Source organism: Parablautia muri, assembly GCF_009917485.1.
GTDB lineage: Bacteria > Bacillota > Clostridia > Lachnospirales > Lachnospiraceae > Suilimivivens > Suilimivivens muri.
The window spans coordinates 21,755-47,628 of record NZ_QZDT01000031.1 but is presented as its reverse complement, the minus strand read 5'-3'; the positions used below and the strand labels follow the sequence as shown (position 1 = coordinate 47,628).

The window sequence follows — 25,874 nt, the reverse complement described above, 5'->3', positions numbered from 1 at the left end:
TGACAGGAAAATGAGCAGATTTGTGACAGCGGATAAGATTGAATCTGTGACAGCTCATGAAGTTATTAACAGCAATGGAACAGCGAGATGCTGCCGATATGCCCGAACATGATAGGAGGCATCCTGCTTTATTCGGATGCGCTGACGGAGGATGCAGATAATATTTACCCGTCAACAGACAGGCTGCCTGTGGCTTATGCGAGCAATGATGTGAATGCAACGGCGAATGTGGCGAGGGGGAGCCTGAACCTGACGGAGAGCAAGGCTTTGGATAACGGGTACAGGTTTGTCTGGGAGTTCACGCCGAGCCAGGGGAACGGCACGATCGCGGCAGTGGCATTGACGAGCGCAAAGGGAGGAAAGAATGCATACGGGAGCGGGGAAGCGTCTAATACGGCTTTTTTGCAGCTGATGGAAACGAGGCTTGAAAGCCAGAGTGAGGATGAGCTGGCGGAGCTGTACAGTGTGGTGGAGGTGGATTTTGAGCATGGCCTGATGTACAGCCTGACCTATCAGGACCAGTCGGTGATTTTAAAGAAAAAGAGATTGCCAGTGTTTACAATCGGGTTGAATGAGAGGCTGGATGACACAACGGCCACATTGCTTGAGGAAGAGGTCATCTATTGCAATACGTTCCATTTTCTGGGGAGTTATACGCCATATGGGGATTTTCTTGACGGCCATGACGGCTATTGGTACGGCTTTTCTAATCAGGCGAATTCTTCCGGGAATGCGATGGTGTACTGGATCAAGATTAAGAAGAGCGATTACAGCATGATGGAGGGCGTGTGGACGCTTTCCAATGTGCAGATGAAGACGGTAGGCTCGTTCAAGGTGGATACTTATGTGCAGAGGTCGATAAGGGGCGTTATCAGAAACGGGTATCTGTATATCGAGGCTTACAATGATGAAGGGATTTACAAGATAAACTTGAATAATGTAGCGGATGTAACATTGATTCCGTTGGGGTTTACTTCGATGAACAGACCGCTGGGAAGTAGCACTGGTACCTGTACGAATTATCTTGCGATGGTGAATGACCTGATTATTGCCTATGACTATATGGTGAAGCCGGATGATACCGTGGCGCAGACCGCAGGCAATTACAAGTTCAATTATATTGCCACGCCGCTGTTCCAGTATAAGGAATTCGTGTTCTTCTGGGGCGGGAATTACGGTTCGGATTATCGGCTGGCTTACCTTGTTACGCCGTATCTGGCGAGCATCAACAACCTGAGTACGGCGGTGGTGAAGAATACGGATAAGACGATGAAGATCACTTATGAGCTGACGGAAGAGGGAGAGGTTTCAGAGTAAGGGATTGTTGGTCTTTGCTTTGGCAGCTTGGGGGCTTTGGCCAGGGCTCCTTTTAATATGCAAATTTTTAAGAAAGTGAGGATAAGGATTATGAAAGAATTTTGGAATGTGGTGCAGATGGTTTTTGCGGCAGTAGGCGGATGGCTTGGGTATTTTCTGGGCGGGTGTGACGGATTGCTTTATGCCCTGGTGGCGTTCGTGGTGATTGATTACATTACGGGCGTGATGTGCGGGATCGCCGATAGAAAACTGAATTCTGAGGTTGGGTTTAAGGGGATTGCGAAGAAGATACTTATTTTCCTGCTTATGGGGATTGCGAATATCCTTGATGTGAATGTGATCGGAACGGGGAGCGTGCTCCGGACGGCGGTGGTTTTCTTTTACATTTCCAATGAAGGTGTGAGCCTTTTGGAGAATGCGGCTCATCTGGGGCTGCCGGTGCCGGAGAAGATGAAGAAGGTGCTGGAGCAGCTACATGACAGGTCGGATGATGATGCCGGAGAGGATGGTGATGCTTGATGAAGCTGGTTGAGAGTATCATGACGAAGAATCCTTGCTATACGGTGGGGAAAAAGATTGCGGTAAAAGGGCTGATGTTACATTCGGTGGGGTGTCCCCAGCCGAGGGCGTCAGCCTTTATCAATTCATGGAACAGGGTGGATTATACAAGAGCCTGCGTGCATGGGTTCATTGACGCACTGGACGGTACGATTTACCAGACCTTGCCGTGGAACCATCGGGGATGGCATTGCGGTTCAGGAAAAAATGGGAGCGGGAATGATACGCATATCGGAGTGGAGATGTGTGAGTCGGCTTGTACTACATATACAGGTGGAGCAACATTCAAGGTGGCTGACGGAAAGCTGGAAGAGGCGAGGGCTTGTGCCAAAAGGTCTTATGATGCGGCGGTGGAACTGTTTGCTATGCTGTGTGGGAAGTTCGGGCTTGATCCGCTTGCAGACGGCGTGATTGTTTCCCACGCAGAAGGACATAAGAGAGGAATTGCATCCAATCATGGGGATTCGGAGCATTTGTGGAGGCAGCTGGGATTGCCCTACTCGATGGATGGGTTCCGGAAGAATGTGAAGGCGGCTCTGGGTGGCTCTGTGGCTGAAAGCAGTTCTGCCAGTGATGCCGATAGTAAAAGGATGCAGACGGCGGAACTGAAAAATCTATCTGACGCAGATGTGATTGCAAAGGTGGGTACTTTGTTTTCGGTAGACCAGAGGGAAGGCGGTATTCTGGCATCTGTATCTTTGGCGCAGTTTATTTTGGAATCCGGATACGGAAAATCAGAACTGGCGCAGAATGCCAACAATGTATTCGGGATGAAGAAGAACCTGTCAGGGAATACATGGGGTGGTTCTGCCTGGGATGGTGTTTCTGTTTATGGGAAACAGAAACAGGAATATGTGGATGGGAAGTATGTGACGGTGACGGCCGACTTTAGAAAGTATTCGTGTGTGGAAGATTCCATTGCGGACCATTCGGCATATTTGCTGGGTGCTGTGGATGGGAAGAAGCTGCGGTATGAGGGGCTGAAGGGATGTACGGATTACCAAAAAGCGGTGCAGATCATCAAGGATGGCGGATATGCCACAAGCCCGGATTATGTGGAGAAGCTGTGCACCATTATTGAGCGATGGGAATTAACGAAATGGGATGTGAAGGATGCAGTTTCTGTGGCAGATGGCGGTGGGATGGCAAATGGAGATTGTCCGTTTCTGGTGAAGGTGAGCATTCCGGATCTGAATATCAGAAAAGGTGCAGGGACTAACACGGGGAAGACAGGGCGGCATACCGGGGTTGGAGTATTTACCGTGGTGGAAGTCAGGCAGGGCAAAGGCTCGGAGATGGGCTGGGGCAGGCTGAAATCCGGAGCTGGATGGATTGCATTGTCATTCTGCGAGCGGGTGTAAGAGCATAGGGGGAATATGGGGCGGCATGGCGCATCTGGTTTGGGCGTGCTGTGCCGTCATTTTTACTGTAAAATCTAAAAAAAAAGGACACCATAATAGGTGCCCGTGCCCTTCGGCGTACAATCTATATTATGTCCTCAGACGTAATATTTTAATCATTTTCTGTTAAATAAATTCTACAATTATTTCGATTGATTGTCAATGGATTTTGGCTGTAAATTTTTTATCTGCTGTTCTAACTCATGAATTTTAGCTTCCGCTGCGTCTTTGGCATTTTTCAAGGTATTAAAATCGGTTTGTAATTTATCATATGCATGAATAAGATTTTGGTTTGCTGCCCATTCTCTATGAAACAGATGTTCCAAAAGGGTGTTTTTTACTTCACGGAACAGTTGTGTTTCGTCCTGCAGGTTGCAGGTCAGTTTTCCCATAGGTGAGAGGATGGAAGTTTTGGATATGGTTTTTGCGTTATTGATTATGAGCACACAGTCATGGGCGAAACCGTCTGAAGCGCCAACTTTCCGGTAATACCATTTTCCACTCGGATTATCTGTTGGGTGATATGATTGCGCCAGTTTGGAGGATGAACTTGTAGCAGGGATGACAAACATGAGATTATTCCAGGTTTCCAAGACAAGAGCCGGATGGCCGTATGACAGTTCCGGAGCATAGCGTAATCCGAAATCGACCATCAGGATATCTCCGACAGAAACATTCTGGCTGTACACATGTGTCTTTTTGTCCTGCCATCTGTTTAAGCTGTTTGTGATCATTGCCATTTCAGAGGCAGACCAGGCATCTACATCTGCATTAAGGTTTGACATCAGATACAGATAATTGGCGAGAACATCACTTGTGTCCTTTGCCGGCTGGTTTCGATAGGCTGGATTTAAGGCAATCTGCCCAAGTTTTCTATAATCAACTCTCATGCAATTCCCCCTTTGTTTCATGGTATCTTTTTTCATTATAAAAAGCGGATGCGAAAATAGCAAGTGTTTCTGTCGAGATATGTCAGAAGAATTAGAAAGAATTAAGTTTTTGAAAAAGCTATATAAGAAATCGGAAAAACCAGCTCCAAGGTACATAGACCTCCAGAAAGAAAACTGGGGGATATTTGGATGAATGAACAGAAGTGTATAAAACCGAATGCTGAATCACCCGATCGAAGTGTGATGTTGAAGATGGAGCGTTGTGCGGAATTTTTAGCCCGCATGATAGAAAAATATGGGCGGGAGGTGTTGGCGGAAATGGAAGCCGGGGAGTCAGAGGAAAAAGAGAATAGGGAACAATGATGAAAGCTGCCGGTTATATTTGAGATAATCGGCATATTTTCTATGTCACAGCATGCAAAAAAGGGATGTGTTTCTGTCTCTGCCGGAGTTTTCAGGCAGTTGCTGAAAAAAGTTATTTTGGGGCGCTGACAAAAGAAAAATTTTCCGATATAGTAGTTCTTGTAACAGATAGACGAACAGAAAGTGAGCAACCGAAAATGAAGAAGAAATGTTATCTTTACACAAGGGTTTCCACGGCTGCTCAGATTGAGGGGTACAGCCTGGAGGCACAGGCGGAAAAACTGAGGGGGTATGCGGCCTGCAGGGAACTGGAAATAGCCGGGGAATACTGCGATGCGGGGAAATCCAGTAAGAGCATCAAGGGCAGGCCTGCATTCCAGCAGATGCTGGATGACATTGTAAGTGAGGAAGACGGGATTTCTTTTGTCCTGGTGTTCAAGCTGTCAAGGTTTGGAAGGAATGCGGCGGATGTGCTGAAATCCATGCAGCTGCTCACGGATTACGGGGTTGACCTGGTATGCGTGGAGGATGCCATTGACAGTTCCACGCAGGGAGGGCGGCTTACCATGGCAATTCTGTCGGGTGTGGCGGAGATTGAGAAGGAAAATATCACAGTGCAGTTTCTTTCGGGAAAGATGCAGAAGCTGGGCGAAGGCGGATGGCCGGGCGGTCCGATTCCATACGGGTATAGGAACATCAATAAGAAGCTGGTCATTGAGCCGGGTGAGGCGGAGATTGTAAAGCTGATATACAATCTTTATGTACAGGATGGTATGATGGTCAATTCGGTGGTCAATTACCTGAATGGGCATGGTTATAAGAAAACTGTCAGAAATGAGCAGCGGCCATTCACTTTTGACATGGTAAAGACGATTTTGGATAATCCGGTCTATTGCGGTAAAATTCTTTATAACCGCCGAATCAATGACAAAGCAGGGAACCGGAAGAAAAAGGACATGATTGCCGTGGACGGGAATCATGAGCCGCTTGTCACGCCAAAGCAGTGGGATTTGGTGAGGATGAAGAGGGAGAAGCATAAGGGGCGAAGCAAAAAAGCAGAAGACCCGGAGAGGATCAGTCTTTTGTCAGGGCTGGTCAAGTGCCCGAAGTGCGGCAGCGGGATGATCGCAAAGAAGAATAAGAGCATCAACCATAATCATGGCGGATATTACAAAACTCTTTACTATTATGGCTGTAACAATAACAGGAAATGCAATGGCCGGGTATGTGATTTTAACCATACCTATAATCAGGAGAAAGTAGACGGCGCAGTTTTTGAGATAGTGAGCGGCTTGACGATGATTCCCGTATTTCGGGAGAGAGTGCTGCACCATCTGGGAAATACGGATGCGGCGGACAGGCTGGAGGCAAAACTGAAAAAACTGAGGAAGACGATACGGTCAGAGGAGATGAAAAAGAGAAAACTGGGAGAAGACCTGGATAATCTGGATTTTCTGGATGATGATTATGATAGAGATTATGAAAAGATCCAGGGAGAGATTGACCGGGTGTATGACCGCATTGAGAAGGCAGAGGATGAAATGGAAGGGAAGATGAAAAAACTCTCTGCGGTAAAGCAGGGCATCCAGACGGCGGACAGGATTGCGGGGCTTCTGGGACACATGGGAAAGTTATACGGGCATATGTCCTGTGAGGAGCGGCGGAAGATGTACCGGCTCTTTATTGAGAGAATTGATGTCTACCCGGAGCATCCGGATGGGAAGATTATAAAAAGCATTGCTTTCCGGTTCCCTGTGTTTTATGGGGAGGAAGAGGTGACAGAGGATAAAGCACCGGACGATCAGGTAATGTTCACTCTGGATTGCGGGGATATGGAGCTGACGGCATCGGAGGCAAAAGCGACATATGTACAGATCCGCAAATATGTTTTAGAGAAGTTCGGTGCAAAGGTTTCTTCTTTATATATTGCCCAGGTGAAGAGAAAATATGGGCTGGATTTGGGGAAGAACTACAATGTGTCAAAGAAAACGGACGCGAGGGTTCCGATCTGCCCGAAAGATAAGGAAGAATTCATCATGGATGCGCTGAAGCACTATAAGATGCTGGATGCGGATGTGGAGATGAAAGAGTAGGAGGGATTCGCGTTGAAGAGGAAGAAGTGTTATATCTACATGAGGGTTTCCACGGCGATGCAGGTGGACGGGTACAGCCTGGAAGCCCAGAAGGACCGGCTGACAAAATTTGCGGAATTTCAGAAGATGGATATTGTCCGGGAATACTGTGATGCCGGGAAATCAGGGAAGAACATCACCGGACGCCCGGAATTCTCCCAGATGCTCCGGGACATTGCGGATGGCAGAGACGGGGTGGATTATATACTGGTGTTCAAATTGTCAAGGTTTGGGAGGAATGCGGCGGATGTGCTGAATTCCCTGCAGTACATACAGGATTTCGGCGTGAACCTGATCTGCGTGGAGGACGGTATTGATTCGTCAAAGGATTCCGGAAAGCTGACTATAACCGTCCTGGCCGCGGTGGCGGAGATTGAGCGGGAGAATATTCTGGTGCAGACGATGGAGGGCAGGAAACAGAAGGCGAGGGAAGGGAAATGGAACGGCGGGCTGGCTCCGTTTGGATACAGGTTGGATTCCAAAACAAGCACCCTGGTGGTGGAGCCTGAGGAAGCGGAGGTTGTAAAGATTATCTATGAGAAGTTTGTCCACGACGGTATGGGAGCGGATTCCATCTGCAGTTACCTGAACCAGAGGGGATACGCCAAGCAGAAGAACCGGGAGTTTGAGCTGAATTATTTTGCGCGGGGGCTTATCATGCGGGTGTTGGACAATCCGGTATATATCGGGAAGATCACTTATGGAAAAAGCACTACGGAACGGGTGAAAGGGACCAGGGATGAATACCACCGGGTTCAGGTGGAGGATTATATGGTTACGGACGGAAAGCATGAGGCGATTATTGATGAAGAACTGTGGGCGGCGGCACAGGAGAGACGGAAGGAAACGGGTGTCAAGTGGAATAAGACGCACAGTCTGGAGCATGAACATCTTCTGTCGGGACTGCTCATCTGTCCGGTCTGTGGGAAGGGGCTTGCCGGGACTGTCCGGCGACGGAAGAATAAGAAGACCGGAGAATATAAGGATGATTTTTATTACCGGTGTCAGCACAGGAAGAAAATTGATGAGGAACATTTTTGCGATTTCAAGCCGGCCATTAACCAGAATGAGTTTAACCGGGAAGTGGAGAATGTCATCCTGGATATGGCGGCGAATGAACAGTGGAAAGAATTTGTCCTGCGGAAGATGTCGGAGAGGGTGGATGTGAGCACACTGGAGACTGAGCGGGAACAGCTTAAGAAACATTTGCGGCAGGTGATTGGGGCGAAGACGAAGCTGACGGATATGCTGGATAAGCTGGATGTGTCCGATAAACATTATGACCGCAAGTATCAAGACATGCAGGACAGGCTGGATTATCTGTATGATAAGGCATCTGAACTGGAGGATACGATCGCAGATATTGATAGCCAGATAAACGGAGCCTATGAGAAGCAGATTACGGCAAAGCAGCTTTACAAAATCCTGGCGAATTTTGACAGGCTGTATTACCGGCTGACGGACCTTGAAAAGAAGGAATTTTTGAGAGACTTTATAGAAAGCGTTGAAATTTATCCGGAAAAGTTGGATAATGGACGCATGCTGAAGCAGATAAACTTTAACTTTCCAGTGTATTATGATGGTGAGGTTGGTAAGGAAATTCGGTTGCTCAATGAAAATACAGTCGAAACGTGCGTTTTATTATCCAAACTAAAATCGACACAACATATTAAGGTGGAAATTGATATTTTTAAATGATTGTTATGATTTTATAAAATTAATGCACGATAACCAAGTTACTATTTTATGCAGAAAAATTATTTTGACTATTCGCTTATTATGCAGGAAATGTTGAATCAATTAGAGAATAATAAGGAGTTTGCCAATTTAGTTACAAGTAAAATAAAATACTTAACTGTTGATGAATATCAAGATACAAATCCGATTCAAGAGAGATTAATTCATTTTTTGAAACGGGGCGGTTGTAATTTGTGTATTGTGGGAGATGACGATCAGACTATTTATCAGTTTCGTGGGAGTGTTCCGGAAAATATTATAACATTTAAAGAAAGGTATGAAATAAAGAAATATATTGCATTAGATACTGACTACCGTAGTTCGGAGGCAATTATTAATATTGCATGGATATTGTAGATGCAAGTTTTTATCTTCCATATGCAAAACCCAAATTGGAAGCAAACATGCTTGAGGGTGCAAAGAAAACTATTTCAGAGTATGTGGCAAAAAATCAGGATGATTTTGATAAAATTACAATGGCAGAGGCTGATATCGAACTGGATATGGGAGATGGAATAAAAGTAAATGGTAGAATAGATTTGGTAAAACGATGTGAAATATCTTATGATGAAAAAACGTATATTGTTGATTTCAAAACTGTCATTACGGATGTAACAGAATGTATTAATGCAGAGTAATTAAAAATATATGCATTGGGGTATCAGAAACTAACGGGAGAGAATGCGGATTATTTGGAAATATATAATCTGGACAATTCAGAAAGTGAGCGGCAACGGGTGACGGAAGGGTTATTGGATGATGTGAGTCGTGAAATTCGGACTGCGGCAGCAAATATTCGTAACAATGATTTGCCCCGAAAATGTTCTAAAGAAAGATGCCAGAAGTGTTATTTGAATTATTTATACTTAAGCAGAAAAGAAAAAAGAGAGTTTGAAGTATAGAAGAGGAGAGACCATAAAATGGCAAACTTGTCAAAGATACATCGTGATAAAATGATACAGTTTTTAGAGACATTGAAAGAACAGCATAGAGATGATGAATCATTGATTGCAATTAATCAGATTGAGAAAGAACTGGTATCAAAACGTTATGGTTTGGTATGGGAAGAACATGAAGAAAATGTCGATGTCATGATGCGGGATAATATTCCTGTTTTTGTAGAAGTGGCAGAGCGTGAAATAGCAGAAGTACCGGAAGAAAATTATAATTTTTTGTTGGAGGGGGATAATTTACATAGCCTGCATTTGTTGGAAAAAACACATAAGGGAAAGGTGGATGTAATTTATATTGATCCACCTTACAATACTTTAAAAGATGGATTCACTTATTCTGATCAGCTGGTTGATGGAAATGATTCTTTTCGTCATAGTAAATGGGTATCTTTTATGTATGAGAGGTTACAACTGGCAAGAAAACTTTTGGCCGATGAAGGAATTATTTTTATTAGCATTGATGAAAGTGAATATGCACAGCTTAAACTTATTTGCGATGAAATTTTTGGAGAGCAGTGTTTTGTTGAAAATATTGTATGGAATAAACGTGTCCCTAAAAACGATAAAGGGATAGGAAATATTCATGAATATATTTTGACGTATGTTAATGATTATAATTATAAATATAAATTGATGTCACCTAAAGATGGAATAGATGATATTAAACAACTTATGATACATGCAAAAGAAAATAATTTTACGATAGTTGAAGCAGAACAAGCGTTAAGAAAATTATATAAAGTGAAAGATTATCCAAGAGCCATAACACTGTATAACAATATAGACAATAATTATCGCATTTTTGGCAAAATAAATATGAGCTGGCCTAATGGAAATACATTTGGTCCGAGATATGATGTATTACATCCTATTACAGGAAAACCTGTAAAAGTTCCAGATAGGGGGTGGCGTTGGAGCGAGAGTACTTTTTATGATGAAGTTGATTATAACGCTCCTCAAATTTTGTCAGATGGAAGCATTATTTGCGGTAAGATATGGTTCTCGCAGAAAGATGATATGCAGCCTAGTTCTATAAATTATTTAGAAGATGTAGATAGAATGCTTTTACGTTCAATTATAAGTCTTAAAAGTGATGGCGGAATGGTGCTTGAAAATATTTTTGACAGAAAAAGTCTTTTTGCTTATCCTAAACCCACTACGCTTATTAGTGCATTGATAGATGCATATACATATCAAAAGAAAGAATCTGTTATACTTGACTTCTTTGCAGGCTCAGGTACAACTGCACAAGCAGTACTAGAACTAAATAAACAAGATGGAGGTAATCGCAAGTTTATTTTATGTACAAATAATGAAAACAATATTTGTGAGGATGTTACATATCAGCGTATAAAGACAGTGATTACAGGAAAGAGAAAAGATGGCACAGAGTATTCAGAAGGAATTCCTGCTAATCTAAAATATTATCGAACTGATTTTGTATCAAAAGAAGAGGAATTCCTTGCAGATGCATTATTAGGGCATACAGCCGAAATGATACAGTTAGAACATGGAATCAAAATTGATAATCGTCAGTATGTGATACTTATGAGTGATGAAGAAGCAGATGAGTTAGAAAACCATTGGGATGAATATTCAGATATAAAAGCAATATATGTTTCTCAAAATGTGCTGTTGACAGCAACACAAGAGACGTTGTTTGGAGCAGTAGATATACATACTATACCGGATTGTTATTTTAATTCTGAATTAAGAGAGGCGGGGGAGTTATGGTAGAAGGGATAAAAGACTTGGAATTCCAAAATGAATGTGTGGATTTTTTAATCCAAAAAACAGTCGCAGGCGATAGTAAGCAAGTCATTACAATAAAAGCTCCTACAGGTGCAGGAAAAACAATTATTCTGATAAAATATATTGATGAGTATTTAAATAATACATATGGAAATGTCGCGTTTATTTGGCTTTGTCCGGGCAAGGGAAATCTGGAAGAACAAAGTAAAGAACAGATGGAGAATGTGACGCCGGAAAGAGATATAAGAAATTTGTTGTATTCACTTTTGACAGGTTTTTCTGCCGGAAGTATTACTTTTATTAATTGGGAATTGGTTACTAAAAAGGGAAATAATGCTTTAAAGGATGGAGAAAGGCAGAATCTGTTTGATCGAATTGCAGACGCACATAAGTCTGGATTGGAATTCGTGGTTATTATTGATGAAGAGCATGCGAACAATACCAGTAAAGCAAATGATATTATCAACGCTTTTTCTGCAAAAAACATTATTCGTGTATCTGCAACAGCAAATAAAGTAAATCATCAGGAATATTATGAAATTCCGGAAGATGCTGTGATTAGTGAGGGACTGATTACACGTGCAATTTATGTCAATGAGGGAGTGGATGAGGAAAAACAAATTACCAATGATTATGACTACCTGTTAGATTTAGCTGATGAAAAGAGAAAAGAAATAGTAGAGAATTATAAAATGATAGGATCAAAGGTGCGTCCATTGGTATTAATACAATTTCCAGCAGGGCAACCGGAAACAATACAAGCAGTTGAAGAAAAATTATCATCTATGGGATATACTTATGATAATGGCATGGTAAACATTTGGATGAGTGATAAAAAAATGATATCGGATGATTTAACTGATTTAGATGGTTCCCCTGCATTTTTGCTTATGAAGCAGGCAATATCTACCGGATGGGATTGTCCGCGTGCAAAAATTCTCGTAAAATTGCGCGAAGGCGGAAGTGAGGATTTTCAGATTCAAACGATAGGGCGTATCAGACGTATGCCAGAGAAAAAGCATTATGGACTAAATATTTTAGACTTTTGTTATTTGTATACGCTGGATACCAAATATAAGGAAGGTATGTTGTCCTCTATGGATAAAGCCTATCAATTAAGAAGATTATTTTTAAAAGATGAGGTGAAGGGTTTCTCGCTTACGAAAGAGCTTCGAAATTTAGATTATGATGGACTTGGCGAAAGGGAGACGTTGTTAAGAGTTTATGATTATTTCAAGAATACTTATTTACTGAATGGTGATAAAGAAAACAATAAAGTAAAACTTGAAGGAGCGGGATATAACTTTGCAGAGGAGACAGATAGTCGTGTTCCTAAGGGAATATTTCGGATAACGGAAGAATTGGCAAAGCAGGATGCACATAGGCAAATTGTGATGAAAACTCAGATAAATACTCATACACATGGTATTTATCTGTTACATGCGATTGATGAGATTAAAAAGGTTACCGGAATGCAGTCACAGAAAGTAAAGGCGGTTATGGAAAGAATGTTCCGAAAGGGGAAGAATACAAAGTATAAATTCCTTTCATTGGATACCAATGCCTTTTATGCTTTTATTATCAATAATACAGCCAGGTTAAAGATGGATTTTAAGCAAGTGACCAGCCAAATGAATGTGCAGCAGTCATTTGTATTGAGACCAAAAACAGATCGTTTTGTAATACCGGAACAGGAAATGTATAAGTATAGTGAGGTAAAAAGGGAACAGATATTCCGTTTGTACGCATATTGGAAATATACGACAGCTTTTTGTACAGCGAGGACGCGATCTTTACCGGAACGACTATTTGAACGTTATTGTGAGAATAATGACGGGGTAAAATGGTTTTATAAGAATGGTGATGCTGGACAGCAGTATTTATCTATTGTCTATATTGATGGTTTGCAGAAGCAGTGGTTATTCTATCCGGATTACATTGTACAGAAAGAGAATGGAGAGACGTGGCTGATTGAAACTAAGGGTGGAGAAGCGTCAGGACATAGTAAAAATATTGATATGCAGATGGGAAATAAGTTTTTAGCATTTAAGCGGTATGCAGAGGAGTATGGACTTAAATGGGGATTTGTCAGAGATATTGATGAGCAATTGTATATTAATAATACAGAGTTCGTTGATGATATGTCAGATGAACATTGGGTTGCGATTGAGGAAGAATTTGGATAGGAAGATAATAGTTCAGCATTATAGATTAGAAATGCGGGAGATTAATTAAATGGGGAAGATTAGATTTGAAGATGATTATATATAGAAATAATAGAATGATTACGTCTTCGCCTGACATAGCATTGACATAATTGGTTATAAATGCATAGGATGCGGGTGCATTGCATGTTGATATTACGCTTCCAATGGGCGAGAATGCAATTGCAAATCCAAGGAAACGTCCGGATATTGTTTGTTTAAAGAAATCATCTATGAGAGTGATCTGCACAGATAGGGTTGACAATGAAACAGGAGGAATTATGAAACCGGATCAAATTCTTATTGTTGAATTAAAACGTGGTGGTTCTGAAATTGGATTAATGGAAGTTGCACAAGCGGAGCATTATAAAAATTTAGATGATGAGTGTTTGGTGGAAAAAGCATTAAAAGAGCCTGCACAAATAAAGATGAGGTTTGAAAATTAAAGTTTTAAAAGAGTAGGAAATATATGGAACTGGAAATCAGTGTTGAAGATTTATTAAACAAGCATCGTGTAGAATCCGACAGAATTGAATTTAAAGCAGGATGGAATCCTGATGACATTTATCATAGTGTATGTGCCTTTGCCAATGATTTTGACAATGTGGGCGGCGGATATATTCTCATTGGTGTGGAGGAAAAGAACGGTATAGCAGTCCGTCCGGTAAAAGGAGTGGAGGAACAGGAGATTGATAAAATTCAAAAAGAGATTCTTGGTTACAATAACACCATTATTCCGGCATATTTTCCAAAAGTAATTATAGAAGAAGTAGATGCGAAGATGATTGTAGTATTGTGGGTAACAACCGGAATCCAGAGACCATATAAAGTATCAGAGCATGTGACCGCAAAAAAAGAGAAAAAGCATTACTACTATATCCGCTATGCTTCTAATTCTGTGCATGCTAATCCGGAACAGGAGCGTGAACTGATCAATATGACTAATTATGCTCCGCTGGATGCCAGACCAAATTTTGACGCGTCAGAGAATGATATTTCGGTTGCACTGCTGATAGACCATCTTAATGAGACAAAAAGCAAACTGGCAAAACAAGTGACAGAACGTGGAGTGATGGCTGTTTTAAATGATATGCAGTTATTGGTTGGACCGCCAGAACAGCAATATATTTCTAATGCGGCATTAATGATGTTCTGTGAACACTTGGATAAATTTTTCCCTTATACACAGGTAGAAATTGTGCGTTTCCCAGATGGAAGTATCAAAAATCCTAATAATTTCAAAGAGTTTCCGGTTATTAAGGGTTCAGTGCCAATGATGATTAAACGTACTATGCAGACATTGCAGGATTTGGTAATTGAAGAGATGGTTACGAAAGTAAATTACCAAATGGAAGCAATACGCAGATTTAATTATCCGTACCAGGCATTGGAAGAAGCAGTTGTAAATGCATTTTATCACAGAGATTATCTTTCTTATCAGTCAATTATGATTGAGATTGAGCCTGAGTTAATCCGAATTATCAGTTTTCCCGGCATAGACCGTTCTATTCCGCAAAGGGTAATAGAAAAGGGTGAGCGCTTTTCTTCCAGATACTATCGTAATAAACGTTTGGGTGAATTTTTGAAAGAATTGGATTTATCTGAAGGAAAATCAACAGGCATTCCAACTATTCAGGAAGAACTGCGGAATAATGGTTCGCCCAAAGCAAGGTTCTTTACGGATGATGACAGACGGGCTGTGACTGTGGAAATTCCAATCCATCCGGATTTCTTGAATAGAGATGAACCCCAAAATGAACCCCAAAATGAACCCCAAAATAAAATTAGTGAAAAGATTATTGAACTGGTAAAAGAAAATAGTCTCATCAGCCGGAAAGAAATGGCGGAGAAGCTGGGGTGTTCTATGAGTACAATTAAGAGGGCACTTGCAAATTTAAAGGAAGAAGAACGGCTTGTATATGAAGGTTCAAGCAGGAATGGGCATTGGATTATTAAATAAATTTTTCGTGTAAGTTGCTGAACTTTTTATATGATTTTAACTGATCAAAAAAATTTACAAACGAAAAAACATAATACCTACAAAGATACGTAAGATTTGTGCAAATAGATATCTTTATGCCTAACAATCTTATCCCATATTCTGTATGCTATATGTAAGTTTTAAGATTTGAATTTATAATCTAAGACTTACTAAGGGTAAAATAACCCGGCATCAGAACGATGGGAAAGGGAACCGACAGTGTAGATTTAGAGATTGAGAGGGAGAATATCCTTGTACAGACAATGGAAGGACGGAAGCAGAAAGCAAGGGAAGGAAAGTGGAATGGCGGTTTTGCCCCTTATGGGTATAAGCTGGTCAGCGGAAAGCTGGAGATTGAAGAAATACCATGTTTGATGCACATCTGATTAGGATGCTGCAGGGGGCATTCCTGCACACTTAATAAGCAGTTACAGGAAGAAAAGCTGGATAATGCTGTTTTGGAAGTCATAAGCAAACTTGCAAGTAGCCCGAAATTTGCAGATATGATGCAGAAGAAGATCAATATGAAGGTTGATACTACAGAAATCGAAACAGAGGATAGGAAGGATAAATGAAAAAGTTAAAATTAGTTGGAATATTGGCAGCATTTGTGTTGATAGGCGGAGTTATTTCAATTCCATTTGTAAATGACCACATTGCTTATAAAGTGGAAATGGCATTATGTGAAATTCCGCTGCAAGAGGAAACGGAATTGATAGAGTCGTTGTCACAGGCAGGGAAGCTGACGGGTAACGGAAATGGGATGCAGTATTTCGGAGCAATTTTAATTCAAAGTGATTTATCTTTGGAAGAACTGGATGCTTACTATTCAGATTACAGAAGTAATGAATGGGAATATATAGTCAAAACGCAGGAAGGGCAGTCGATTGAGGTGATTGATCACGGAGTACTACAATTTACGGAAAAAATAAAGGATAACGGTTATTACATTGTATATTCATGGGGAAGCGGAAATTCTCTGTTGGAAGAACTGGATATACGTGGACATTAAAAAGATTGGAAGGGAAATGATGCAAATTCTTAAAGAAGGCAAAGATAAGATATCTTAAAACAGATTTTGAATATGCCGAGAAATGTACTTTTCAAAGGGGATTGCAAGGAAAAGGACACTTGAAACATAGAATGCAGGAGGATAAGAGTGACATATGATTGTTTGATTATAGATGATGAAAAGCTGTTAGCAGACAGCACAGCGGAATATTTTAACCTTTTTGGTGTAAAGACTGCAGTTGCCTACAGCGTTTCAGACTGCCGGAATTTTTGGAAGGAAAATACGGCAGAACTGCTTTTGCTGGATATAAATTTAGGGGATGGAAGTGGTTTTGGGCTGTGTAAAGAGCTTCGGGAAAACACGGAAATTCCTATTTTGTTTATTTCAGCGAGGACAAGTGATGATGATAAAATTATCGCCCTAAGTATCGGCGGCGATGATTATATCCAAAAGCCGTACTCTTTAAGTGTTTTGCTGGCAAAGGTGAAAGTAGTGCTGAAGCGTTTCGGAAAAAAAGAAGGTGCAAAATCAAAATATACAGATGGGCGTCTGGAGGTAGATTTTAACGCAAGACAGGTTTTGGTTGATGGAATGCCCGCAAAGCTTACGTCACTTGAATTTAAGCTGTTGGCCTATTTGATACAAAATGCAGGAAGGATGATTTCAAAGCAGGAGTTGTTTGAAAAGGTCTGGGAGGACAAATTTACAAGTGACGGTACCCTGAATGTACATATTCGTAAAATACGGGAAGGGATTGAGCGCGAACCAGGCAGTCCCGAATATATTATTACTGTTTGGGGCGATGGGTATATGTTCAGAGGAGGAGACTAATGAGAAACAGAATCTTTTTCATTGGTTTGTTCGTTAGCCTTGGGTTGGAGCTTATGGCATTGGCTCTATTTGCAATGCATAGACCGGATAACCTTCAAGATACGGTGGCGGTCAATGAGGTGCTGCAAACGGTGGAAAGTGATTGGAATTTTCTTGAAAATCATCATAACCATACAGCCTTTGATTATGTTGTGCTTGATGATAATGGGAGCATTTTATACAAAACAAAGCCGGGATTGAGCGAAAGTATAAATACTGCGGTGCGCCATAAAGATACGATACTTGATATTGAAATAGAAGGCAGGATGGTTGGAAAGCTCATTATATACAATCATGATGCATTGATTTTTGGCCGGGAAAAGGAAACGATTATTTTTATTGTCATAGTGGTAATGCTTATACAGTGTGGTATTTGTGCAGGTTTTTTCCTTTATATGGAATGTACGGTGGTAAAGCCCTTTCGTAAGCTGAGAAGCTTTGCTCAGCGCATTGCAGATGGAAATCTGGATATTCCGCTAAAAATGGACCGTCAAAATATATTCGGAGCATTTACGGAGAGCTTTGATCTTATGCGCTCTGAGTTAAAAAAGGCAAGGATTGCTGAGGCAAGAGCCAATGCAGACAAAAAGGAATTGGTGGCAAAGCTTTCACATGATATCAAAACACCGGTGGCAAGTATCAAGGCGGCTGCGGAGGTGGGCGCAGCATTGGCAGAGGATGAAAAGAATAAGGGAAATTATGAGCAGATCATCCAAAAAGCTGACCAGATTAATGGACTGGTAACAAATCTGTTTTCTTCCGCGTTAGAGGAGCTTTCAGAGCTTTCGGTGACATCAGCGGATTTGAAAAGTGAAGAATTGCGGACTTTGCTTGAGAATGCCGATTATCTGCATCGGGCCAAGCTGCCTGCGGTTCCCGACTGTCTTTTGTGGGCGGATAAACTGCGTTTGCAGCAGGTATTTGATAATCTGTTTGCTAATTCTTATAAATACGCAAATACGGAAATAGATGTAAAGATATATATGGAGGAGAAGTATCTGACTGTTTGTATGGAAGATTATGGCGGAGGGGTTAATCAGGGAGAATTGCCGCTGCTGAAAGAGAAATTTAAGCGGGGGAGCAATACGCAAAAAATAGAAGGAGCAGGGTTGGGGCTGTATATTTCTGATTATTGTATGAAAAAAATGAGAGGAGAGCTTGTGATTGAAAACGGGAAGGCGGGACTTAGGGTGCTTGTGAGGATTGCTTTCAGTAGTGCGATTTAAGGGATATTTAAGAATTGCATAAAGACAATTAAGAATTGAAAACATACAATGGAACGTGCAAAGATTAATAACAGCATGGAGGATTAGGATGAAAGAAATTTTGTTAAAGACCGAGAAATTAAGCAAATCCTTTTCAAACGGTGGTTTCATGCAGCACGTTCTGAAAAACATTGATTTGCAGCTTTACAAAGGGGATTTTACTGTTATTATGGGAGCAAGTGGTGCAGGAAAGTCCACCCTTTTATATGCGCTTTCCGGAATGGATACACCGACTCTTGGCATGATTACCTTTGGCAATAAGGTGATTTCTGATTTGTCCCAGGATGGACTTGCGGTATTTCGGAGGGAGCATTGTGGGTTTGTATTCCAGCAGATTTATCTGATTGACGGAATGAGCGTTATGGATAATGTACTCTCAGCAGGATTGCTGGTAAGCAGGGATAAAAGAGCGCTGATTCGGCGTGCGAAGGAATTGTTTGCAGCGGTAGACATAGGGGAGGAAACACAGCTTAAATTCCCTGCACAGATTTCCGGAGGAGAGGCCCAGAGAGTTGGCATTGTCCGTGCCCTTATCAATTCGCCTGAGATTTTATTTGCGGACGAACCTACAGGAGCGCTCAATTCCAAGACAGGACTTGATGTTTTAGATACGCTTACGAAGTTTAATGAGCAGGGGCAGAGTGTGGTTATGGTAACGCATGATATGCGTTCTGCTCGGCGCGGCAATCGTATTTTATATTTAAAGGATGGTGTGATTTTAGGAGAATGTGATTTGGGAAGATATTCCCATAAAGATGCGGGAAGGCATGAAAAGCTTTCGGAATTTCTTCAAAGAATGGGATGGTAATTAGATGCTGTAAAACGAAGCAGACTATTCTCACGCAAGAAAGTGCTCAAAGCACGGGTATTCTCCGTGCAGATTTGAGCCTTTGTAACACAGACGAATGGAGGATTTTATGAGAAAAAGTTTTATGATTGCCCGTTCTAATATGAGAAAATCGAAAGGACAAACAGCGGCTATCATTGTTTTGATTTTAATTGCCGCATTGATGTTAAATCTTTGGCTTATGCTTTCTACGGACTATAAGGCTAATTTTAACAGATACCATGATAAATTGAATGCTGAACATGTTACACTGTCGATAAGTGGAAACGAAGAAGAAAAACGTGAATTTTTATTGCAGACATTCGAAAAGGATAATCACATTGCACAGTACTGTTTGGACAATTGTATGCATATGACTGGCAGCTTCCCGTATAATGGCGGACGGATGAACGGATGGTTTGTTTTTTTGGAAAAGGAAAAGGCTCTGACGCGCTTAATTGGCAAGGCCGAAATAGTGGAGGAGGGTGCGTTTGCAAGCGGGGTATACCTTCCTATGCTTTATAAATCGGATGATATTGTGGTGGGAGAGACCATTGAGATTTCAATAGGCAGCAGCAAAGTGACGTATACCGTATGTGGCTTTTTTAATAGTGTAATGATGGGCTCCCACAACTGTGCCTTGACGGAGCTTATTTTGACAGAGGATAAGTATGCGGAGCTGGAAATGGCAGGATATGCACCGCAGGCAGCTCTGTGCTCAGTGCGTTTAAAGGATAAATCAGAGAATTTGAATTATGAAGCGCTGCTTAAAAGCACGATTACAGAGCGTTATCCTGATATTATCATGACGAGCAATTGCTATGATATTGTGACCCAGTCACGCTATATTTCACAAATGATTTGTTCGGGAATTATGAGCGCTATGGCGTTCTTTGTGCTTCTCATTGCACTTGTGGTGATCATATCAAATATTATCAATTATATCCAGGTCAATATGAAAAATCTCGGTGCGCTCAAGGCCGCAGGCTATACATCCGGGCAGCTGATTGGAGCTTTGTTATTACAATTTTTGGGGCTGACTATGCTTGTGGCAATGGTCGGTGCGGGGCTTTCCTACTGCCTGTTTCCGGCGGTTAATACAATGATGATTGCGCAGACTGGAATTCCCTATGAAATACATTTTTTGCCGATACCTTTTGTAAGCTCGCTTGGTATATTGGGTGGTGTGGTTTCGGTGGCTGTATGGTATGCATCACGCAGAATCAAAAAAATAGAACCGATTACGGCACTGCGCTGCGGCGTTCAAACCCATAATTTTAAGCGCAATTATGTTCCTTTTGAAAAGACAAAGGTGCCGCTTCATTTTGCCCTTGCCCTTAAAACAACACTTTCCGGTATGAAGTATAATGTAACCGTTTGCATCACAATGCTGGTTCTTTCGCTTGTGGTAGTTTTTTCAGGGCTTATGACGGAAAATGTGATTATGGATATGACCCCCTTTTTAAATCTGATTGTAGGTGAGACGGCGGATAGCTGCATCAATATACAGGTTGAGATGGAGGAGGATTTTTTAGAGGAAATGGACGCGGATGAGCGTGTGGAAAAAGCGTATTTGTATCATTCGCTGAATGTTTCCCATGTGGATGGTGCGGAGCTTATGGCAACGCTTTGTGACGATTTTTCAAAGGTAAATAATCCGAATGTTGTATTTGAAGGGAGATTTCCAAAGTATGATAACGAAATAGCAATCGCCGCTAAATATGCAAAGGAACATGGATTTAAGGTGGGGGATGAAATAGAGATCACCGCAAACGGAAAGCTGGAAAAGTATCTGATTTGTGGTTTTACGCAGATTACCAATAACCTTGGCAGAGACTGTTTGTTTACCAGGGCAGGTTATGAACGGTTGGGAAGTCTTGCGAATACAAGCTATTATATCAATCTGGAAAACGGAACAGATATTGATGAGTTCAATCTGGAAATGAAAGAGAAATTTGAGGGTGGTGTAAACACAACGATAAATGTGGTGGAGACGATAGAAGGCGCAGCTGGCGTGTATGTTTCTCTTATGACGATTATCGTGATTGCAATACTGGTGCTTTCCGCAATCATCATCGCTTTTGTGCTGTATCTGCTGGTGCGCACAATGCTTAACAATAAAAAGCATGACTATGGAATTATGAAGGCTCTTGGCTTTACCACAGGGCAGCTGATTTTGCAGACGGCAATGTCGTTTATGCCTGCGATTATTCTTGCATCGTTTATAGGTCTGATTGGCTGCAGCTTTATTATTAACCCCTTGACTGCACTGTTTTTGCAGGGGCTTGGAATTGTGAAATGTACCTTTAAGATTCCGATAGATTTTATTGTGGCGGCAGGTATAGGACTTGTAGTATTTGCCTTTGTGACGGTCTGCCTGCTGGCTTTGAAAATCAGGGAGATTGCTCCGCGGGCATTGCTCTTTGGCGAATAACGTAAAGATAAGTTCTATGGCTTTTAAAGCAAATTGCTCTCACGCAAGAGAAAGCATCAAATACGGGAATTCTCCGTGCAGATTTAAGGCATGCGCTAATGCAGAGGAATCATAGGAAGAATGCCTTGCTAACACCTTAAAAGGCGGGCATTCTTCATGGAATGCCGCTGCTGTCTGTGGTGACATGCCTGGAAGTGCTTTTTAGAAATCTGTAAAAGGTATCCGCCGCAAGGCTTTTGCCGCGTCCTTTATCCGAAACAATCTGTATGGCGCGTTTCGGGGTATCACAATTTAGATGTATTTGCACCAGCTTCTTTTCCTTTAACAATGGCAGGGCCAGTTCTTTCGCCACAAAGCCGATTCCCAGATTATTTTCAATCATCGGAAGCATAAGGTCAGAGGTTGCAACCTCCATATCAAGGTCCAAATCTACTCCCTGTTGTATAAAAAAGTTCTTATAAAAATGATAAGTTGTACTCTCTCTGCCAAGTCCAATCCAGGGATATTTTTTGGCATCCTTCAGTTCTAAAGAAATTTGACACAAATCTGCATATTGACTTCCGCCTACCAGAATTTCTTCAAAATCCAGTATCTTTACAAGAGAAAATGCCTTAGGTACCTCAAAAGGTGTTGTGACCACGGCAAAATCTAACTTACCGCTGATAAGATGCTTCAAGGTTTCCAATGTTGTGTGGTTATGGATTTTAATTTTGATTGCCGGATGGGACAGCTTAAAATCATGCAGTGCATTTAACAGAAAAAGATGCAGAGCGGTTTCCGTTGCACCAATCTCCACAGTACCGGAATCCTGTGCGCTTAGCCTGCATATTTCCTCCTGTGCATCCAGAAGGTGTCTGTATGCAATTTCCACATGGGAATAGAGAAGTTCCCCCTGCTGTGTCAAAGTGATTCCTCTTGCTTCCCGGATAAAAAGCCTGCAATTTAGCTGGGATTCCAATAGCTTCATGATTCGTGTTACATTGGGCTGATTGCTGCCTAGTGCGGTAGCAGCTTTTGTGATATTTCCGTATTTTGCCACAAAATAAAAGAATTTGTAATATTCGAAGTTTATATCCATATGTTTTTTGTATTCCTTATATATATTATATATATTTTTCGTATTTCATAAAATGCATTATAATACATTTCCGGAAAGATGTGAAGCAGTGAATATAGTAGCATTTGATGCTTGGAAAGGAAATCATGGTATGAATAAGGATTTGACGGTAGGAAAACCGGAAGCAGTTTTATGGAAATTTTGTCTCCCTTTGTTTGGCAGCATTATTTTTCAGCAGCTCTACAATATTGCAGATAGTCTGGTAGCAGGCAAATTTATCGGAGAAAATGCGCTGGCAGCTGTTGGAAACAGTTATGAAATTACACTGATTTTTATTGCCTTTGCCTTCGGCTGCAACATGGGGTGCTCCGTAATTGTCTCGCAGCTGTTTGGGGCAAAAGACTATGGCAAGCTGAAAACCGCGGTATCTACAGCCTGTATTTTTAGCGGTGTCCTTTGCGGAGTACTTATGCTTGGCGGTATATGGGGATGCGGCCCTTTGCTTGTTTTCATTAAGACGCCTGAGGAGGTATTTGCGGACTCAAGACTATATTTGGACATTTACATATGGGGACTTCCCTTTGTGTTTTTTTATAATATTGCAACCGGAATTTTTTCCGCGCTGGGTGATTCCAAAACGCCTTTTTATTTTCTGGCGGCATCCTCCACATCCAATATTGTGGTGGATATTTTGTTTGTAAAAGCTTTTCATATGGGAGTGGCGGGGGTTGCATGGGCAACCTTTTTGTGTCAGGGAATCAGTTGTGTTCTGGCCGTTCTTACGGTATGGATGAGGCTTAAAAAAATTCAGGTGGAAAAAAGACCGCCTATATTTGACGCAGGGCTTTTGAAAAAGATTATGGTAATCGCAATTCCAAGTATTTTACAGCAGAGCTTTGTCTCAATAGGAAATATTCTGATTCAAAGTGTAATTAACGGGTTTGGCGCTTCTGTCATGGCTGGTTATTCTGCTGCGGTGAAGTTGAACAATATGGTGATTACATCCTTTACCACAATCGGCAATGGAATTTCCAATTTCGCGGCCCAGAACCTGGGGGCCAGTCAATATGGGCGAATCAGGGAAGGCTTTCGCGGGGGGATTAAAATAGTTTGGTGTTTGTGTGTGCCATTCTGTATACTTTATAGTTTCTTTGGTAAATACCTGCTTCTTTTGTTTATGGAAGAAAGTTCGGCAGCTGCACGGATGACAGGCAGGGAATTTTTGTGTATACTTTCTCCCTTCTATTTTATAGTATCGGCTAAATTGGTTGCGGACGGTATACTCAGAGGCGTTGGCGCTATGGGAAAGTTTATGGCGGCTACTTTTTTAGACTTGATCCTTCGTGTGGTTTTGGCCTTTCTTCTTTCCGATTGGTTAAAGTCGGCAACCGGTATATGGTGCGCATGGCCTGTTGGATGGACAATTGCCATGGCTCTTTCTATTTACTTTTACCATGAAACCTACAAAAAGTATAAAATTTCATTGCAAATCCGATGATGAAACCGTAGAATAAAATGAAAGGTAAAAGAGCAAGCAAAGCTTGCGGTATGCAAGGGGTATAAGTTTGGAAGTAAACTTCCAAACTCTTTATTGGTGGCGGTACCGCAAGCAAAGCTTACGGTATGCAAAGGGGTATAAAATGATAATTTTAATAGCAGGTGCCTCCCATACAGGCAAAACAGCGCTTGCACAAAAGATCCTCGAAAGGTATCAATATCCATATCTCTCAATAGACCATCTAAAAATGGGACTGATTCGAAGCGGAAATACAACTCTTACGCCACTAAGCGATGATGGGCTATTGACAGATTATTTATGGCCGATTGTACGTGAAATGATTAAGACCGTTGTTGAAAATAATCAGAATCTTGTTGTGGAGGGATGCTATATACCTTATGATTGGTGGAAAGATTTTGCAGCAGAGTATTTGGACAATATAAAATATTATTGTCTGGTTATGAGTGAGAAGTATATCAGAAATCATTTTGACGACATTAAAAAGTATGCAAATGTTGTGGAAAATCGCCTGGACGATGAGTGGTGTAAAATAGAGGCGGTTAGCAGGGAAAATGCTGAGGTGCTGAAGCAGTGCCAGGCATACAAGGTTCCTTATATTCTCATTGATGAGGAATATCAAATTGACATTGAATGGTAAGGTAAAAAGCCTGTAGAAAGTATTGGAAAAGGATTTTGCCGGATATGCGGCATAATTTGCGGTAGATTTAAGACGGCGTATAAGAGTGGAGGATGTGTATGGAGTTATTCGCAACGATTGTTGTAACCTTTTTTGCAGGTATGGGAGCCGGGTTAGGCACAGGATTTGCCGGAATGAGCGCGGCTGCTGTCATAAGCCCCATGCTGATTACTTTTCTTGGCATTGAGCCGTATCTGGCTGTGGGAATTGCACTTTCATCGGACGTGCTTGCCAGCGCCATATCCGCTTACACCTATGGCAAAAATAAAAATCTTGATGTGAAAAACGGCCTGATTATGATGGTCAGCGTGCTGGCGTTTACCGTGGTGGGAAGCTATGTTTCCAGTATGGTTCCTGCGGCCGCAATGGGAAACTTCTCTGTATTTATGACCTTCCTGCTTGGTATAAAATTTATTGTAAGGCCGGTTATGACAACCAAGGAAGCCATGGAGAGTGTTTCGGCGAAGAAGCGGGTAGTGCAATCGATTATCTGCGGTATACTTATCGGCTTTATCTGCGGATTTATAGGAGCGGGAGGCGGTATGATGATGCTGCTGATTCTCACATCTGTTTTAGGATATGAATTGAAAACCGCTGTGGGTACCAGTGTTTTTATTATGGCATTTACTGCGTTTACAGGAGCGTTTTCTCATTTTGTAATAGGCGGTACGCCTGATTGGCTTGTGTGGATTTTGTGCGTGGTATTTACCCTGCTGTGGGCCAGGATTGCAGCGGTGTTTGCAAATAAAGCGGAGCCCAAAACTTTAAACAGGGCAACCGGAATTGTTCTTGTGCTATTAGGTGCGGCAGTGTTTTTATTTTCAATTCTTGCATAAAAGTATGAGACAGAAGGCCAATGTTTGATAATTCGGGTAACTGGTTTCGTGTTGCGCGGTATCATAAAGTCCGATAAATGTATGAGAGGTGA

Annotated in this window: 24 protein-coding genes; 22 read left to right on the top strand and 2 right to left on the bottom strand. The window is 41.7% G+C overall.

Annotation, left to right across the window (positions count from 1 at the left end; genetic code table 11):
- The first annotated feature begins 87 nt into the window (after positions 1–87).
- The 3 genes from D5281_RS16575 to D5281_RS16565 all read left to right on the top strand — a co-directional run bounded on the left by D5281_RS16575 (position 88) and on the right by D5281_RS16565 (position 3,236).
- Positions 88–1,317: a hypothetical protein gene (locus D5281_RS16575; RefSeq protein ID WP_277935418.1), complete on the top strand. Its 1,230-nt coding sequence runs from the start codon at positions 88–90 to the stop codon at positions 1,315–1,317.
- A 90-nt stretch (positions 1,318–1,407) separates the two neighbouring features.
- Complete coding sequence (locus D5281_RS16570) at positions 1,408–1,836, top strand: phage holin family protein (RefSeq protein WP_004079817.1); 429 nt, start codon at positions 1,408–1,410, stop codon at positions 1,834–1,836.
- Positions 1,836–3,236 (top strand): glucosaminidase domain-containing protein, encoded by a 1,401-nt coding sequence (locus D5281_RS16565; protein ID WP_160561218.1) that lies wholly within the window; start codon positions 1,836–1,838, stop codon positions 3,234–3,236. The genes D5281_RS16570 and D5281_RS16565 overlap by 1 nt, the downstream gene beginning before the upstream one ends.
- 182 nt (positions 3,237–3,418) lie before the next feature.
- Here the strand turns inward: D5281_RS16565 and D5281_RS16560 are convergent, their stop codons facing one another.
- Positions 3,419–4,165 (bottom strand): type II toxin-antitoxin system PemK/MazF family toxin, encoded by a 747-nt coding sequence (locus D5281_RS16560; protein ID WP_160561215.1) that lies wholly within the window; start codon positions 4,163–4,165, stop codon positions 3,419–3,421.
- 189 nt (positions 4,166–4,354) lie between these two features.
- On the opposite strand from D5281_RS16560, the gene D5281_RS16555 reads away from it, so the two are divergent.
- From D5281_RS16555 to D5281_RS16480, 16 genes are all read left to right on the top strand, one after another.
- Positions 4,355–4,528 carry a hypothetical protein gene (locus D5281_RS16555; RefSeq protein WP_160285096.1) on the top strand — a complete coding sequence of 58 codons (174 nt, stop codon included), beginning with the start codon at positions 4,355–4,357 and terminating at the stop codon, positions 4,526–4,528.
- A 197-nt stretch (positions 4,529–4,725) separates the two neighbouring features.
- Positions 4,726–6,621 carry a recombinase family protein gene (locus D5281_RS16550; RefSeq protein WP_160561214.1) on the top strand — a complete coding sequence of 632 codons (1,896 nt, stop codon included), beginning with the start codon at positions 4,726–4,728 and terminating at the stop codon, positions 6,619–6,621.
- A 39-nt stretch (positions 6,622–6,660) separates the two neighbouring features.
- The gene (locus D5281_RS16545) at positions 6,661–8,358 is read left to right on the top strand and encodes a recombinase family protein (protein WP_408637287.1); all 1,698 of its coding nucleotides are present in this window, start codon (positions 6,661–6,663) and stop codon (positions 8,356–8,358) included.
- Between the two features lie 48 nt (positions 8,359–8,406).
- Positions 8,407–8,754, top strand: coding sequence for a UvrD-helicase domain-containing protein (locus tag D5281_RS16540; RefSeq protein ID WP_160561212.1), 348 nt, complete (start codon positions 8,407–8,409; stop codon positions 8,752–8,754).
- Positions 8,742–9,035 (top strand): PD-(D/E)XK nuclease family protein, encoded by a 294-nt coding sequence (locus D5281_RS16535; RefSeq protein ID WP_160561211.1) that lies wholly within the window; start codon positions 8,742–8,744, stop codon positions 9,033–9,035. Before D5281_RS16540 ends, D5281_RS16535 begins: the two co-directional genes overlap by 13 nt.
- Before the next feature lie 54 nt (positions 9,036–9,089).
- Positions 9,090–9,299: a hypothetical protein gene (locus D5281_RS16530; RefSeq protein WP_160561210.1), complete on the top strand. Its 210-nt coding sequence runs from the start codon at positions 9,090–9,092 to the stop codon at positions 9,297–9,299.
- 18 nt (positions 9,300–9,317) lie between these two features.
- A complete protein-coding gene (locus D5281_RS16525; RefSeq protein WP_160561209.1) occupies positions 9,318–11,087 on the top strand; it encodes a site-specific DNA-methyltransferase in 1,770 nt (589 codons plus the stop codon).
- Positions 11,081–13,288: a DEAD/DEAH box helicase gene (locus D5281_RS16520; protein WP_160561208.1), complete on the top strand. Its 2,208-nt coding sequence runs from the start codon at positions 11,081–11,083 to the stop codon at positions 13,286–13,288. The genes D5281_RS16525 and D5281_RS16520 overlap by 7 nt, the downstream gene beginning before the upstream one ends.
- Positions 13,289–13,449: 161 nt before the next feature.
- Complete coding sequence (locus D5281_RS16515; RefSeq protein ID WP_160561207.1) at positions 13,450–13,752, top strand: hypothetical protein; 303 nt, start codon at positions 13,450–13,452, stop codon at positions 13,750–13,752.
- 23 nt (positions 13,753–13,775) lie between these two features.
- A complete protein-coding gene (locus D5281_RS16510; RefSeq protein WP_160561206.1) occupies positions 13,776–15,266 on the top strand; it encodes an RNA-binding domain-containing protein in 1,491 nt (496 codons plus the stop codon).
- Between the two features lie 221 nt (positions 15,267–15,487).
- Complete coding sequence (locus D5281_RS16505) at positions 15,488–15,673, top strand: hypothetical protein (protein WP_330585101.1); 186 nt, start codon at positions 15,488–15,490, stop codon at positions 15,671–15,673.
- A 185-nt stretch (positions 15,674–15,858) separates the two neighbouring features.
- On the top strand, positions 15,859–16,299 hold the full coding sequence (locus D5281_RS16500; RefSeq protein ID WP_160561205.1) for a hypothetical protein: 441 nt from the start codon (positions 15,859–15,861) through the stop codon (positions 16,297–16,299).
- Positions 16,300–16,446: 147 nt separating this feature from the next.
- Entirely contained in the window at positions 16,447–17,130 is a 684-nt protein-coding gene (locus tag D5281_RS16495) for a response regulator transcription factor (RefSeq protein WP_330585100.1), read from the top strand.
- Positions 17,130–18,395, top strand: a complete 1,266-nt coding sequence (locus tag D5281_RS16490) for a HAMP domain-containing sensor histidine kinase (RefSeq protein WP_160561204.1) — start codon at positions 17,130–17,132, stop codon at positions 18,393–18,395. Before D5281_RS16495 ends, D5281_RS16490 begins: the two co-directional genes overlap by 1 nt.
- A gap of 88 nt (positions 18,396–18,483) precedes the next feature.
- Positions 18,484–19,242 carry an ABC transporter ATP-binding protein gene (locus D5281_RS16485; protein ID WP_160561203.1) on the top strand — a complete coding sequence of 253 codons (759 nt, stop codon included), beginning with the start codon at positions 18,484–18,486 and terminating at the stop codon, positions 19,240–19,242.
- 109 nt (positions 19,243–19,351) lie between these two features.
- The gene (locus tag D5281_RS16480) at positions 19,352–21,694 is read left to right on the top strand and encodes an ABC transporter permease (protein WP_160561202.1); all 2,343 of its coding nucleotides are present in this window, start codon (positions 19,352–19,354) and stop codon (positions 21,692–21,694) included.
- Between the two features lie 154 nt (positions 21,695–21,848).
- Here the strand turns inward: D5281_RS16480 and D5281_RS16475 are convergent, their stop codons facing one another.
- A complete protein-coding gene (locus D5281_RS16475) occupies positions 21,849–22,772 on the bottom strand; it encodes a LysR family transcriptional regulator (protein ID WP_160561201.1) in 924 nt (307 codons plus the stop codon).
- Positions 22,773–22,902: 130 nt separating this feature from the next.
- On the opposite strand from D5281_RS16475, the gene D5281_RS16470 reads away from it, so the two are divergent.
- The 3 genes from D5281_RS16470 (at position 22,903) to D5281_RS16460 (ending at position 25,782) form a co-directional block, all read left to right on the top strand.
- Positions 22,903–24,249 carry an MATE family efflux transporter gene (locus tag D5281_RS16470; protein WP_160561200.1) on the top strand — a complete coding sequence of 449 codons (1,347 nt, stop codon included), beginning with the start codon at positions 22,903–22,905 and terminating at the stop codon, positions 24,247–24,249.
- Positions 24,250–24,391: 142 nt separating this feature from the next.
- A complete protein-coding gene (locus D5281_RS16465) occupies positions 24,392–24,907 on the top strand; it encodes an adenylate kinase (protein ID WP_160561199.1) in 516 nt (171 codons plus the stop codon).
- Between the two features lie 98 nt (positions 24,908–25,005).
- Positions 25,006–25,782, top strand: a complete 777-nt coding sequence (locus D5281_RS16460) for a sulfite exporter TauE/SafE family protein (RefSeq protein ID WP_160561198.1) — start codon at positions 25,006–25,008, stop codon at positions 25,780–25,782.
- The last annotated feature ends 92 nt before the right edge of the window (positions 25,783–25,874 follow it).

Coding starts and splice junctions, on each gene's coding strand:
- D5281_RS16535 (WP_160561211.1), top strand. CDS start 8,742: ATGGATATTGTAGATGCAAGTTTTTATCTTCCATATGCAAAACCCAAA.
- D5281_RS16570 (WP_004079817.1), top strand. CDS start 1,408: ATGAAAGAATTTTGGAATGTGGTGCAGATGGTTTTTGCGGCAGTAGGC.
- D5281_RS16545 (WP_408637287.1), top strand. CDS start 6,661: ATGAGGGTTTCCACGGCGATGCAGGTGGACGGGTACAGCCTGGAAGCC.
- D5281_RS16505 (WP_330585101.1), top strand. CDS start 15,488: ATGGGAAAGGGAACCGACAGTGTAGATTTAGAGATTGAGAGGGAGAAT.
- D5281_RS16510 (WP_160561206.1), top strand. CDS start 13,776: ATGGAACTGGAAATCAGTGTTGAAGATTTATTAAACAAGCATCGTGTA.
- D5281_RS16490 (WP_160561204.1), top strand. CDS start 17,130: ATGAGAAACAGAATCTTTTTCATTGGTTTGTTCGTTAGCCTTGGGTTG.
- D5281_RS16475 (WP_160561201.1), bottom strand. CDS start 22,772: ATGGATATAAACTTCGAATATTACAAATTCTTTTATTTTGTGGCAAAA.
- D5281_RS16485 (WP_160561203.1), top strand. CDS start 18,484: ATGAAAGAAATTTTGTTAAAGACCGAGAAATTAAGCAAATCCTTTTCA.
- D5281_RS16520 (WP_160561208.1), top strand. CDS start 11,081: ATGGTAGAAGGGATAAAAGACTTGGAATTCCAAAATGAATGTGTGGAT.
- D5281_RS16550 (WP_160561214.1), top strand. CDS start 4,726: ATGAAGAAGAAATGTTATCTTTACACAAGGGTTTCCACGGCTGCTCAG.
- D5281_RS16575 (WP_277935418.1), top strand. CDS start 88: ATGCTGCCGATATGCCCGAACATGATAGGAGGCATCCTGCTTTATTCG.
- D5281_RS16465 (WP_160561199.1), top strand. CDS start 24,392: ATGATAATTTTAATAGCAGGTGCCTCCCATACAGGCAAAACAGCGCTT.
- D5281_RS16460 (WP_160561198.1), top strand. CDS start 25,006: ATGGAGTTATTCGCAACGATTGTTGTAACCTTTTTTGCAGGTATGGGA.
- D5281_RS16560 (WP_160561215.1), bottom strand. CDS start 4,165: ATGAGAGTTGATTATAGAAAACTTGGGCAGATTGCCTTAAATCCAGCC.
- D5281_RS16565 (WP_160561218.1), top strand. CDS start 1,836: ATGAAGCTGGTTGAGAGTATCATGACGAAGAATCCTTGCTATACGGTG.
- D5281_RS16500 (WP_160561205.1), top strand. CDS start 15,859: ATGAAAAAGTTAAAATTAGTTGGAATATTGGCAGCATTTGTGTTGATA.
- D5281_RS16470 (WP_160561200.1), top strand. CDS start 22,903: ATGAATAAGGATTTGACGGTAGGAAAACCGGAAGCAGTTTTATGGAAA.
- D5281_RS16525 (WP_160561209.1), top strand. CDS start 9,318: ATGGCAAACTTGTCAAAGATACATCGTGATAAAATGATACAGTTTTTA.
- D5281_RS16480 (WP_160561202.1), top strand. CDS start 19,352: ATGAGAAAAAGTTTTATGATTGCCCGTTCTAATATGAGAAAATCGAAA.
- D5281_RS16540 (WP_160561212.1), top strand. CDS start 8,407: ATGCAGAAAAATTATTTTGACTATTCGCTTATTATGCAGGAAATGTTG.
- D5281_RS16555 (WP_160285096.1), top strand. CDS start 4,355: ATGAATGAACAGAAGTGTATAAAACCGAATGCTGAATCACCCGATCGA.